Origin of the sequence: Vibrio splendidus (assembly GCF_024347615.1) — a bacterium.
Taxonomy (GTDB): Bacteria; Pseudomonadota; Gammaproteobacteria; order Enterobacterales; family Vibrionaceae; genus Vibrio; species Vibrio splendidus.
In genome coordinates, this window is the sequence record NZ_AP025508.1 from 2,273,073 (window position 1) to 2,286,349 (window position 13,277).

The 13,277-nt window shown below is 43.0% G+C and carries 8 protein-coding genes; 4 read left to right on the plus strand and 4 right to left on the minus strand.

The window, feature by feature from the left end; genetic code table 11:
• Nucleotides 1–197: 197 nt before the first annotated feature.
• The 4 genes from OCU90_RS10270 to OCU90_RS10285 all read right to left on the minus strand — a co-directional run bounded on the left by OCU90_RS10270 (nucleotide 198) and on the right by OCU90_RS10285 (nucleotide 8,725).
• The gene (locus OCU90_RS10270) at nucleotides 198–2,069 is read right to left on the minus strand and encodes a methyl-accepting chemotaxis protein (protein ID WP_061021532.1); all 1,872 of its coding nucleotides are present in this window, start codon (nucleotides 2,067–2,069) and stop codon (nucleotides 198–200) included.
• 1,049 nt (nucleotides 2,070–3,118) lie between these two features.
• Nucleotides 3,119–4,000 (minus strand): NAD(P)-dependent oxidoreductase, encoded by an 882-nt coding sequence (locus OCU90_RS10275; protein WP_004733521.1) that lies wholly within the window; start codon nucleotides 3,998–4,000, stop codon nucleotides 3,119–3,121.
• A 649-nt stretch (nucleotides 4,001–4,649) separates the two neighbouring features.
• The gene (locus OCU90_RS10280) at nucleotides 4,650–6,728 is read right to left on the minus strand and encodes a DUF4962 domain-containing protein (RefSeq protein ID WP_017077170.1); all 2,079 of its coding nucleotides are present in this window, start codon (nucleotides 6,726–6,728) and stop codon (nucleotides 4,650–4,652) included.
• A gap of 218 nt (nucleotides 6,729–6,946) precedes the next feature.
• Nucleotides 6,947–8,725, minus strand: a complete 1,779-nt coding sequence (locus OCU90_RS10285; RefSeq protein WP_061021534.1) for a sodium:solute symporter family transporter — start codon at nucleotides 8,723–8,725, stop codon at nucleotides 6,947–6,949.
• A gap of 984 nt (nucleotides 8,726–9,709) precedes the next feature.
• On the opposite strand from OCU90_RS10285, the gene OCU90_RS10290 reads away from it, so the two are divergent.
• From OCU90_RS10290 to OCU90_RS10305, 4 genes are all read left to right on the plus strand, one after another.
• The gene (locus tag OCU90_RS10290) at nucleotides 9,710–10,180 is read left to right on the plus strand and encodes a hypothetical protein (protein ID WP_017080997.1); all 471 of its coding nucleotides are present in this window, start codon (nucleotides 9,710–9,712) and stop codon (nucleotides 10,178–10,180) included.
• Nucleotides 10,181–10,205: 25 nt separating this feature from the next.
• On the plus strand, nucleotides 10,206–11,132 hold the full coding sequence (locus tag OCU90_RS10295) for a tripartite tricarboxylate transporter substrate binding protein (protein ID WP_017077172.1): 927 nt from the start codon (nucleotides 10,206–10,208) through the stop codon (nucleotides 11,130–11,132).
• A gap of 85 nt (nucleotides 11,133–11,217) precedes the next feature.
• Nucleotides 11,218–11,673, plus strand: a complete 456-nt coding sequence (locus OCU90_RS10300) for a tripartite tricarboxylate transporter TctB family protein (RefSeq protein WP_029222392.1) — start codon at nucleotides 11,218–11,220, stop codon at nucleotides 11,671–11,673.
• A 9-nt stretch (nucleotides 11,674–11,682) separates the two neighbouring features.
• The gene (locus OCU90_RS10305; RefSeq protein WP_061021535.1) at nucleotides 11,683–13,182 is read left to right on the plus strand and encodes a tripartite tricarboxylate transporter permease; all 1,500 of its coding nucleotides are present in this window, start codon (nucleotides 11,683–11,685) and stop codon (nucleotides 13,180–13,182) included.
• Nucleotides 13,183–13,277: the final 95 nt, after the last annotated feature.

Here is a 13,277-nt window from a genome sequence, read left to right on the forward strand (position 1 = left end):
ATTTGTACTATTTTATGTCAATTATCTATTTATCAGAATGTGAGATGCGGCAAATGAAGTGAAATGAATGAGTATTGCGTAGAGTTAGACTCAAGAAAAACGCATAAAGGCCACTCTAAACTCGCAAGTTATTGAGTGGCTCTCAGATCAACAACTAAACTTAGTATGTTGATTTTTAAATATAAATATTAGAAAAGTTAAACCTTAAAGCTGCTCATCAAGTCACTAACGCTGCCGTTAAGTGTTTTGATTTCTGCTGATTCAATCAGCTGATCTTGGCTTAGCTTATTAAGCTCCTCAACAAAGCTTTCAATCTTATGCATGTTCTTAGCAATGCTCTGAATAAGGGCGTTTTGCTCAACAGACGAACCCGAAATGTCATTATTAAAACGACTTACTGTTTCCATCTGCTCGGTTAGCTTCGCCAACATGTTTACAGCTTGAACAACTTGAGCGCGAGTCAGTTCACAGTTACTTTTGGTCAACTCAATCGATTTAACCAAACCATCTGATTTAGATTGCAAGCCAGAGAGCGCTTCATCAATTTCAGAAGTACTGATTTGAGTTCGGTTGGCTAACGCACGGACTTCATCAGCAACCACCGCGAAACCTCGACCATGCTCACCCGCCCTTGCCGCCTCGATTGACGCATTCAATGCCAGCAAATTAGTTTGTTCCGCAATCCCGCCAATCACAGACACGATAGACTGGATGCTCTGCGTTTCATTGGCCATTGAGCGAATATCATCAGAGGTGGTGCAGACTTGCCTCTCAAGATCACTGATATAGGTTTCCGTCACCATGTTAATCTGTTTCGTCTCATCACTGAACACAGCCGCTTCTCTTGCTGCTTCTGCCGCCGACTGAGAACTCTTCTCGACTTCGTTTGATGCTTCAGACAAGCCGTTAATCGCAGAGACCACTTGAACCGTTTCATCAGTATGAACTTTCAATACATCGCTGGTTTCTTTGCAACCTTCCCTAATACTCAATACCTTGGTATCGAGATCCGAGTTCTTGAATTTGACGTCCTTAACCATCTCTTGTAAACCGATAATGAACAAGTTTATGTCTTTGGCGATATGCCCTAAGTCGTCATTCCCCTTCTCAGCAAGCCTTTGGGTCAAGTCTCCGTTACCTTGAGATAGGTCGTGGACGATTTTACGCAGTGAAACGATTGGGCGGTAAAAGCGATTTAGAAGCAAAATCATCAATATCACCGTGCCAAGCACACAAGCAACGATAAGGATGCGCGCACTCGACATCACGCCATTCAACTGATTGAGCGCGAGTTCAGGGTCAATACTGGAGATCATGAACCACTCTTTCTGGCTGCCAATATCCACTTTCTTGGCCATCAAGATTCTCTGGTTGCCATCAATCACACCCTCAATGAATTGATCAGGCTGTTCAATGGCACTATTGAGTTTCATCTGAGTGTCTGCAGAAGATATATTGCTTTGCGGAAGCACGTTTTCGATTGTTGAAGCGACCACCATCCCCGTCTCGTCGATGATAATGCCTTTGGCTTCGTAGATGCTGTCCAGCTGTTCAAGCTGCGTTTCCAAATCGTCAAAACGTATATCGGCCATGATGACACGATCTTGGTATGAGTACGTCACACCAATCATAGGCACTTGAGTACTCTTAGTGAAAAACAGGTCACTAAAAGATAAGCCTGATTTCAATTTGGCTTGTTGATACCAAGGTCGAGTGGTTGGATTGTACTTTTCTTTTATTCCAACACCGTTAGGGAAAGACTCTGAAGGGCGAGAGGTATAAGAACGGCCGTCGTCAAAACCCACCACAATCTTGTCAATGCCACCAAGCTTAGCCGCATAATGCATGAGTGCTTCATTCGGCACTTGGTATGGGGATTTCGTAAACTCTTGTGCAACAGAGTTAACGGTATCGATGGTGCGCTGAACGGTACTTTCTATTTGATTGATTTCTATCGTAAGCGAGTGATCAATCTCGTTATAAATCGTTTGGTTTACCTGTTCAGTGGCCAAGTTAAGCGTAAACCAGTTCGTAAATGCCAAAGCACTAGAACTGACGACCGCTACCATTAAAATCAATTTTCCTTTAAACCCTAGAGACAATTTTGAATTCATAAAACTCATCATCCATATCAACCTATGTCTATTATTTTCATCCGAATGAAATGGCCATTTTTTACATTTTCGAAGATACGGAAAGCGAAACTTGTTCATGCCGATCCATCGTCACAACCATCAATTTAATTAATATTGTATGCTTAATTAACCAGGCATTCTGTGAGCGATCTTGATATATTAAAACTGGCTAAAACCGCCCTGTGACATAGGTATCATTTATGAGTTTGGATTTTGTTCGAAGTTAAACATTGACGCATAACACATTCAAATAGATCGATTTTTAGATAATTTTCTCATCATTTCTCCGATAACATCTTTTCGAAAACTCTTCTTCTTTACCTCACCCCGCTGAGTGTAAAAATGAGTCTTAACTCACACTTCTACCAACTAATCATTCACTAAAGGCATTCAATCTTAAAATTTATTTGTAATACAATAAATCTTGTACTATGGTGTATTTGAATCATAACTTAAGTTCTTTCTGGATGCTTTTGTTCAATTCAAAGTGATAATTGAAGCAGCCGCTTTAAGGTCATTGAACGCGTTTAACGTAGAAACTGTCGGGGGATCTCGTTATTCGTTTTTTCACTTACTATTGCTCATTTGTTTGTCCAGACGGCTCGTCCGAACATGCCCATACAGTCACCAGCTGTGTGGGCTTTTTTTTACTTTCTTTTCAGGCCCGATACACGAGCGGTGTTAAGTCATCACCAACAATCCTGTAAGTGCACTGGTTTTAAGTTTGCGTAGAAAAGTAAGTGAACGAGTGGGTGCTAGAAGGCTTTGAATTTGCCGTTAGAAATAGATATAGATATAGATATAGAAAAAAATAGGAATTGAGGCAGTAACAGAGTTTTGATTAGGTGTAGCTGAGGAAGTAGAAGTAGAAGTAGAAGATTTTAACGAGGGAACAAAGGTTGGATATGGCAGATAAAAACGAACCTCGCTGAGGTATCGCCGCCTAAAAAGACAGGCAATACCCTAGCGAGGTCGTACGTCGATTACTTCTCTAGTTTAGCGAAGTAGTCGAAGATTACTGGTACGTCGTTGTTACCCATGCCAGCATCTACAGCAGCTTGTAGGCTTGTTGCAGTACCTTGAGCGATTAGAGACTCAGTACCTAGCTCTTCACAAAGAGCAAGGAAGTAACCAAGGTCTTTGTTTGCGTTAGCAACAGAGAAACCTAGCTTCTCTTCGCCGTCTACTGCGTAGAACTTACAGAATTGCATGAACGGAGAGTTAGATGGACCTGCAGACATGATGTCAAACAGTTGTTGGCCATCAACACCAGCGCGTTGAGCAACAGCGAAAGCTTGAGACATAGTCGCAACAGTTGTCATACCCATGAAGTTGTTTACAAGCTTAGTCACGTGACCAGAACCTAGAGCGCCTAGGTGGAATACGTTTTCGCCTTGCTCTTCAAGAACAGGTTTAACTTTGTTGAAAGTTTCCATGTCGCCAGCAGCCATGATGTTCAGAAGACCATCTTTAGCGTGTGCAGGAGTACGACCTAGAGGTGCGTCGATCATGCCCGCGCCTTTTTCAGCAAGAGCTGCGCCGATTTTCTTAGTAGAAGCAGGGATAGAAGTACCGAAGTCTACTAGTACTGCGCCTTCTTTGATGCCCGCTAGAACGCCGTCTTCGCCGTAAACGATTTTTTCAACAACAGCAGAAGTTGTCAGACAAAACTGAACGATGTCACTTGCAGCAGCTAGTTCTTTAGCAGAAGTGAATGCAGTTGCGTTGCCGCGATCTGTAACGCGAGCAACAGCTTCAGCGCTTAGATCCATTACGTTTACGTGGTAGCCGCGCTTTTGTAGGTTTTCAACCATGTTGCCGCCCATAAGGCCTAGGCCAATGAAACCGATTACAGGTTTAGTCATGTTCAAACTCCAAATATAGTATTGTATGATTATATGCTCATTATAATAACGACGTCTTTCTCGTTACGCAATAGTTTTAGGGCATTGATTTGATGGTTAGACGCAAGTTGTGACGGGGGTTCACTTTACGAGAAAATATGGGGCACGCTTTGTACTTACAGGAACTATTTGCCACTTTAAAAACTGTCTATTGATGAAATAACATACGTTAAATGTCATACGATTAGTAAGAACAAGCTACGCCTTTATCTATGTATAGTTCACTACTCCCTTACTCAGCCAGTGATTAGGCTGTTCACGGAAAAGTAAGTCATATCAGTTTTTAGGAAACAGGTGTTGCGCCCTACTCTTCTAACAAAGCGACACATGCGAGTCTCGTATACGACTCCTGCACATTTCATTCAGCATAGTGGCTAAGTACATGCCCGGTCTTTGTGTGTATCAGTGTCCAGATTTAGCCCTGGGCCACTGACTTGGCATCGAGAAGCTATTTATCTCTGACCAATTAAGTTTTCTTGCAACCTGATGGGTTTGCCACTTATCCAACTTAACTGACTTATCCAACTCCAACTTAATTGGCTAGCCAAACAAAAAAACTCCGAGCTTTCACTCGGAGTTTTTAATATCTAGCTTCTGTTACTTCAGCGAATTACAGTTCGATTGAAACCGTTTCACCGTCAACATTTAGCAGTAGCGTGTTGCCTTCAAGCTTGTGAGACACTTCAACTTGCTCGCCTTCGTTCTTATTAGGAACAAGAAGCGTCAGGATGTTGTGCTCTTTCGATGGCTTGAATTCCACTTCAACGTGACGGTGGATCTCAAGATCTTTGAACTCGTATGGGTCAACTTCGCCAAAACCTTCAACGTTCTTAACTGACGTGATGTTATCAGCAGACTCGTTGATGAAGTTTACGTCTAGGTGCGCAACTTCGCCACGGATAGTGAAAGACTTGTCTGCCACTTCGTTTGCGAAAGTTGTGTGCATTAGCCAAGTCATGTCTTTCTCTTCAGAAAGCGTTGCCTTGTCTTGCATTACGAAGACTTTACCTTGAACGAACCAGACTTTACGCTTGTAAGATTCGATTTCAGGAACGAAGTACTTGTAAGATGCCGTTGCATCACCTTCAACCATCTTCACATCAGATTCTGTGTCAAAGTCAGAGATAGTGCCGCCCGCTTCGATACAGAAGCGATCTTGGTGGTTTTCGTAGCCTGTGTTCTTGTTCTCGCCGTACTGACCTTTACCGCCAAATAGTGGAAGGTTTTTAGAGAACGTTTGACGACGCCATTTCGTGTGCATATCAACACCGAAACCACCGTAGTAACCTGTTACTGACGCTAGCGTTTCACCAAATGCGTGAAGCGTAAATGCGTTTTGGTCACCGTGAGAGTGGCTGATTGAGCCAAACGGAGAACATTTGAATACCATGTGAATATGGTTATCACGCTCAGTCATCTTGTTGTGGAATGCAGCCCAACCCGTGATTGGGAATACTTTCAACAATGGATCGTTCGATGGGGCTTTCTCTTCAGGTGCATCCCAAAGGAAGTTAAAACGAAGATCGTCATAACCGAAGTCCCACCAACCGAAGTTGTAGAATTTAGTGTGTGCTTCAGTATCACGGCCTTTCAGTTGGTTGTAGTACCAAACGTACTCAGGCTTCTGGTTAACACCTGCGTAATGCTTGATGTTGTAAGCCAGTTTTAGACCTGGGAAATCACCGATTGAAGACTGGTCACAGAAGCTCGCGCGCTTAGAGTGAACAGGCATGCAGTAAAGCGGGAAATCACCTGTGTTTTCGTAGAATGTTTTGTTAAACATGTCTACACCACAGTATGCTTTCAATAGGTCGAATGCTTCGCCTAGGAATGCAGTTTGCGTGTTCCAGTAATCAGGACCTTCAGCCCAACCGCCGTCTACACCGCCCCATGGTGGGTAATGTACTGCGTAGTATTCTAGCGCGTATGCAATGTACTCGCCTGCTTTCGGGTGATCGTGGTAAAGCGCGATACACGTTGGGATGATAGCAGAAGAGATAGAACGAACACCGTGGCTGTTTAGTGGGTTGTTCAATAGATCAACCGTCACTTTCAGGTGGTGCATGATTTCGTCTAGACGCTCAATCAAAGCATCTTGAACTTGCTGGCGTTCTTCATCTGTGAAGTAGCCGTGTAGCCAGTCGTAACCCCAAGCCATAGCAGCGATAACACGGAAAGCCGCTTCATCGTTATAGCCACGAGAAGTCACGCCTTCTGGATCGTACGTAGACAGTTTTAGAGTCCAAGCTTTTGCTTTCGCAATGAGCGCTTCGTCTTCTTTTACAACACCAGCAATCGCTAGGTTACGTGTCGCGTTCAGTGCCATTTGGCAATCAACGTACATTTGACGCCAATAAGGACGCCATAAAGAAGCTTTACCTACCGTCTCAGCTGGGTACGCTTGAGGCTCTTCGAAAGGAGCAGTCTCAAGGAACTTAACGGTAGAGTTGTTGTAGAAATCATCAAACATACAGTGAGCTTGATCAGCTTTCACTTTTGCTTTGAATTCTTCTAGCTGATCAGCTTGAACGAGAAGACGCGGACGTGCTTCGCTCAAGGTGTCTAGGAATGATAGGTCGAAGTCACGTGTTTGAACTTCGATAGGGAGTAGGTCTACAAGATTACCTGCTGAAGTATCGTTTTCCAGCTTCATCTTCCTGATTGCATCAAGAGATTTTTGGTCGCTCATTCTAACTCACTTATTTTTCAAGTTGATTGAAAGTAATTAGCAATAATATACGTCTTATTGTAGGACAATTGAATGTATTTCGATTCAATCGTACAATTTTTTACAGTTTTCGTGATTTAGGTCTGATGTTGTAAGGCTGACACGTTTACTCGCTTCGCCAAGCAAAAAATGCGACGCCCTTTCGAGTCGTCGCATTCTATCTAAGTGTTCGTTATATATTAGCTTTCAGTTACAACTTTAGCTTGCTTGCCGCCGTCATCGACCGCTTTCACAAGTAGAACACCGACACCACCAACTATCACACCACATAAGATGAAGACTAGGCGTCCCCACATTGGGTTAGTCAGAAGAGCCATCAGCATAATACCAACACCCGCTACTGCGATAAGCTTACCAAGCATTTGACGTTGTTTGTTATCCAACACTTTTTGCTCTGCCGATTCAGCTACTAATGGTGTATCTAAGTTGCCAAAGAACTTATCAACATCCGCTTGACGTTCTTTTGAGAGAGGCTTGTAGAACATCGTAGATAGTACGAAGAAGCCACCGGTTAGCGTGATGTGAGCAATGAGACCAATCGCAACTTTAACATCAGACCATTCACGTCCTGTTAGAGTATCAAGACCAAACGCCGCTGCTACCATCTCTGCGTCGATAACAAAACCAACCACATAAGATACGATACCACCAACAACTAGCGTACCCCAACCAGCCCAGTCCGGAGTCTTCTTGATGAAGAAACCAAGGAATGCAGGAATCGTCATAGGGAAACCGATTAACGCACCTACGTACATCATCGTATCAAACAGGCTCAAACCTTTAAGCGAGTTGATGAACTGTGCGATAAGGATAATAGCGAAGCCAAATACCGCTGAAGTAATTTTAGATACGGTTACTAGCTCTTTCTCTGATGCTTGACCTTTACGAACGATTGTTTCGTAGAAGTTCTTAACAAAAATACCTGAGTTACGGTTTAGACCTGAGTCCATTGAAGACATTGTCGCTGCAAACATCGCGGCAACTAGAAGACCAACCATACCTGCTGGCATGTACTCTTGTACGAAGTATAGGTAAGCAAAGTCACCCGCTTTTTTACCTGCATTCGGGTAAGCCGCGGATAAATCAACACCTTGGCCTGCAATGAACCAAGAAGGCATGAACCAAATAAACACACCACACAACATCAACACACAAGCAAGCAATGCAGCTTTCTTAGCATTCTTTGAATCTTTTGCTGCTAGGTAACGGTATGAGTTAAGCATGTTGTTCGTGATTGAGAACTGCTTAACGAAGATGAAGAATGCCCAAATCGTAAAGATGCTTAGGTAGTTGATGTTGTTGCCCCAAAGGAACGAACCACCATCTTGTACTGGGAAGTTGTTAACAATCTCACCAACACCGCCACCTTGAACAACCGCTACAACCGCACAAGTTACCGTTACCGCCATGATGATAACCATCTGCATGAAGTCAGATGCGTTTACCGCCCATGAACCACCCGTTACCGACATTGCCAATACCACTAGGCCAGTCACCCAGATAGTCATGTTCATGTCGAAACCGAAGATACCCGAAGCGATGATTGCCAATGCGTTTAACCAAACACCCGCAGATACCACTGAGTTCGGCATTGAAGACCAAGTGAATACTTGTTCGTTGGTCGCACCAAAACGCATACGAATCGCTTCGATTACCGTAACAACGCGAAGTTGACGGAATTTCGGCGCGAAGTACGCGTAGTTCATGAAGTAACCAAATGCGTTGGCTACGAAGATGACCGCTACAGCGAAACCATCGTTATACGCTTTACCTGCTGCACCGGTGAATGTCCATGCACTAAACTGGGTCATAAAGGCGGTTGCACCAACCATCCACCACAACATGTTACCGCCCCCGCGGAAGTAGTCACTAGTAGTACTTGTAAATGTTCTAAACATCCAACCTATCGCAATCAAGAATAGGAAATAAATGCCGACAATAATCGTGTTGAGTTCCATCGTGTATCCTTTGTCCGTTTTAATTTGTTATGAGGACTATAGGAAATTCGACTCTTTATTTGTAGTACAATAATCCAAATAAGTGATGGTGATCTTATTTTGATTGATTAAGTTAATTATATATATGACATAGGATGGAATATGGCTAATCCATTAAGGAAATTGTTAGAGTTTTAGGTAAAACCCAAAAGGTCAAACACTCAAAATAAATTAATAATTAAAAACAACAACTTAAAATAAAAGTAAGACTTTGCACACTTATTAACAAATACAACCAAACACATATAAACATAAAGACCTCAAAAATAATAAAAGAGAATCCGTGACCAAACCCACATCATTCATCACACAATAAACCAGTGTTTTTATCAAAATCGAGCGGGTAATATCATTAGAATTCAATTTAAATTTGTGTAGTGCTCTTATCTTTAGATCTAAATATAAATGGATGAGAAATCACCTCAATCGAATGACTATTTCAACCATTTCCTGATGAGTTAAGAGAGGAAATTTAAGATGCTGTCTCTGGGAGTGATAAAGAGAACGTGCAAAGAATAGAGGGTATTGAGCAACCCGAATAGCTAAAGAAAAATGGAAAAATAATTGAACCAAAACAGTGCAACACGCTTCCTAAAAACAAACAGATTAGCTCGCTAACATGTTCGTATGTCTCCCATTGTTTTATTGGGTGCTTATTATCACGCCAAAATTTTCGCCCATATGAATAAACAGAACGGTGACCATATGATGGTGAACTCATATCTAAAAAATCAGCCAAAATAAAACTGGGTCTTTGTGTATTTATATCCAGCTTAAAAAAAGACCAGAATCACACTATTTCCGAAACAATACGGTTAAAACAAGATCGAAGTCTAGTTAGAAGACTTCCGGTTGTGATCGCTCCGCGCTTCCAAGCTTTCGTTAATTGAAGAATTATTGTCATACAATATTCTATATACCTAACCAGACATAAGGACATGTGGCATGCGCTCAATGAAAGATATCACTCAAGACGCTATCGATATCGTTAAACCCTCTATCGACAAACTGTTTGAAAGAACCAATAGAAAAGAACTGCATATTGTCGTTATGAATCCACACCTCAAGCCTTGGGAAGCCTCTTTCGAAGACGCCATTCTTTATGAAGAGTCTTTAGGAACCCCTGATAACTGGACTATCAAGTTTGATCACCTTGCTCGTAAGAAAGCTCAGCAAGCATGGCGAGAATCGACAAGCAATCTAACACTTCATTCTCAACACCCATCTTCATTACGTGACGAAGACTTACTGTTTTATGGTTCGTTTGTTTACGGAAACGTGGTTGTTGCCTGCAGTGGCGTACAACAATGGTATGACATGCTGATCAGTGGCTGGATAGCGGTAGCTATTGAACAGCTAGCAATGCACGAATACCAAACAGAAAAAGCAGAAAACCCTACAAAAACATATCGCTAATAATTAGAAACAGAAGGAACTTACTATGAGTAAATTATTAAAATCCATCATGCTGGCAGCTGGCATACTTGTTTCGGCAACGTCGATTGCAGCAGACTACCCGAGCAAAAACATTCGCTTAGTTGTCCCATTTGGCGCGGGCGGCGGTACAGATGCAGTTGGCCGCACCCTTGCAAATAGTGCGAAAGACATTCTAGGACAAAACATTTCAATCATGAACCGTACGGGTGGTGCGGGCGCCGTAGGTATGAGCTTTGGTGCTCAGCAGCGCGCTGATGGTTACACGTTGACGGTAGTCACTCGTGAAATCGCTTCGCTCCCTCAAATGGGTTTGATGCGCCATACCGCAGACGATTTTAGACTCATTCGCTTAGTAAACCTCGACCCAGCGGTCGTATTAGTTGCAGCCGATAGCCCATACAACACCATTAATGATCTGATTAAAGAAGCCAAAGAAAAACCTGGTAGCGTGAAATTTGCTTCAACCGCTGCGCCAAACTTCTACTTAATGTCTCTTGAAAAAGACCAAGATATTAAACTCAACGCTATCCCTTATAACGGTGCATCTGAAGCGATTCCTGCAGTACTAGGCCACCACACAGACGTAACCATGGTGACACCGGGTGAAGCTATCGCTCAACTTCGTTCAGGCCAACTAAAAGCATTAGGTGTCATGTCAGAAGAACGTATTCAGTACATTCCCGATGTTCCTACTTTGAAAGAGCAAGGTATTGATGTAGTAACAGGAACATGGCGTGGTATCGGCGCTCCAAAAGATACGCCGGATGCAGTCATCGAGAAACTAGGTGCGGCATTTGATGAAGCAATGGCAAGTGAAGAGTTCAAGTCTTTCATGGCAAAAGGCGCAATGACTATCCACAATCTTGACGATAAAGCCTTCACTACGTTCGTTTCCGAAGATACAAAATCGCTTACTGAACTAATTCAATAACATTCATCCAGAGGCACAACGATCAGTTGTGCCTTTTTTATCGGTATGTACCTTTCCCTTGCTTTACTTTTTAGGGGTAAATTCTATGTCTAACGCCAACTTAAATCGGAATGTCGTTTTCCCTTCCATAATCATCATATTAAGCGCAATAGCACTCGCGTTGATTACTCAGTTTGATCGTCCGATGTATCAAGATGCAAGTGTTGATGCAAAATTCTTCCCAATGATGATTGTGATTGCTCAAATTGCTATCTGTATTGTTCTCATCGTTCAGCACAAACTCAAAGGTGTTCCAGAACAACAAGAAGCGATGATAAGCAAGATGTCTATCTTCGGCGTGGCCTTTCTTATTGGATACGCATTACTCATCAGTGTGGTTGGCTACCTTTACGCGAGTTTGATTGCCTTTATGTTCTACCTCGTTTACTTCAAAGTTAAGAAGCCAATCTACTACGTTGTCGCCGTTGTCTTTGTGTTTGCGGTTTACTATTTGTTTGGCGAGGTGTTCTACATCGCGCTTCCTGAAGCAACCTGGTCATAGGAGGTCATAATGTTTGAATATCTAATCGATGGTCTCGCAACCGCTGTGAGTTTTGCAGTGCTACCTGTCCTTGTTTTTGGTGTACTGGGCGGCGTAATTTTAGGCGCACTACCCGGTCTAACGGCGACGATGGGCGTTGCGATTCTCCTTCCGTTTACCTTTGGCATGGAACCGACGTCAGCCCTCGTGATGTTAATTGGTGTATACATTGGTGGCATTTACGGTGGTTCTATTGCCGCAATACTACTTAAAACACCAGGGACACCAGCGTCTGCAGCAAGTGTACTCGACGGCCACACCATGGCTGTGAGAGGGCAAGCAGCAAGAGCATTAAGTATCTCTGCAGTTGCTTCATTTATTGGCGGGTTACTCAGTACGATCGTCCTTATTGCCATTGCACCTAAACTGGCGACCTTTGCGTTGCGTTTTAATGCACCAGAGTACTTCGCACTTGCTCTGTTTGGTTTAACTATCATTGCGAGTGTTTCTTCGAACAACATCTTTAAAGGGTTACTTGCGGGTACGATTGGACTACTGGTTTCTACCGTTGGGCTCGACCCAATCAGCAGTGTGCCAAGGTTTACTTTTGACATCATGGATCTCTACAGCGGAATCAATGTCATCCCTGTTTTGATTGGTTTGTTTGCTCTATCTGAAGCATTAAACCAACTAGAGAAACTGTTCTCTGAAAAGAAAGTCGTCGCGCCGAAGTTTGACCACAAATTATTGAGCAAAGGCGACCTTAAAGAAATGCTACCAACCGCAATAAAAAGTGGTTTGATGGGAACAACCATCGGTTCTGTACCGGGTGCTGGTGCTGATATTTCGGCATTCGTTTGTTACAACGAAGCAAAACGTTCATCGAAAAATCCCGAAGAGTTTGGTAAAGGATCAGTACGAGGTCTAGCAGCAGCCGAATCTGGAAACAACGGTGTAACGGGTGGTTCGTTAGTTCCATTGTTAACACTTGGCGTTCCGGGGGATGCTGTGGCAGCGGTTCTTTTAGGCGCACTCATTGTTCAAGGTTTAACACCGGGGCCTCTGCTGTTTGCCCAAAACCCCGAAGTGGTTTATGGCGTATTCAGCTCGATGTTGGTTGCTAATCTTGTGATGCTAGTGATTGGTTTACTGGGTATTCGTTTCTTCTGCCGTATCATTGAAGTACCCAAGATCATCATGATCCCAATTATTGTCTTCTTGTCGATCGTTGGTGCTTACGCGATTAACAACTCGATGTTTGATGTGGGTATTGCGATCGGTTTTGGTCTATTGGGCTTTATCTTAACTAAACTGGACATTCCGTCTTCGCCAATTCTGCTTGCGATCATTTTAGGGCCAATGGCAGAAACAAATCTGAGGAAATCGCTGCTGATGTACGATGGCAGTTGGTCTTTCCTTTATGAGCGCCCTATTGCACTCGCGTTTATCGTGCTGGCTATATTCTCTGTTTATTCAACGTTAAAAATGAAGAAGAAACAGAAACAAAAGGAAACTGAACAATGTCCATAGTTGACTGCTTGTTCAAAGGATAGCGATTAAGGCATAGCATTTAGCTTATGACCTAAAACCTATAACGTTAAAAATCAAAGCCAGGGACCTACGCC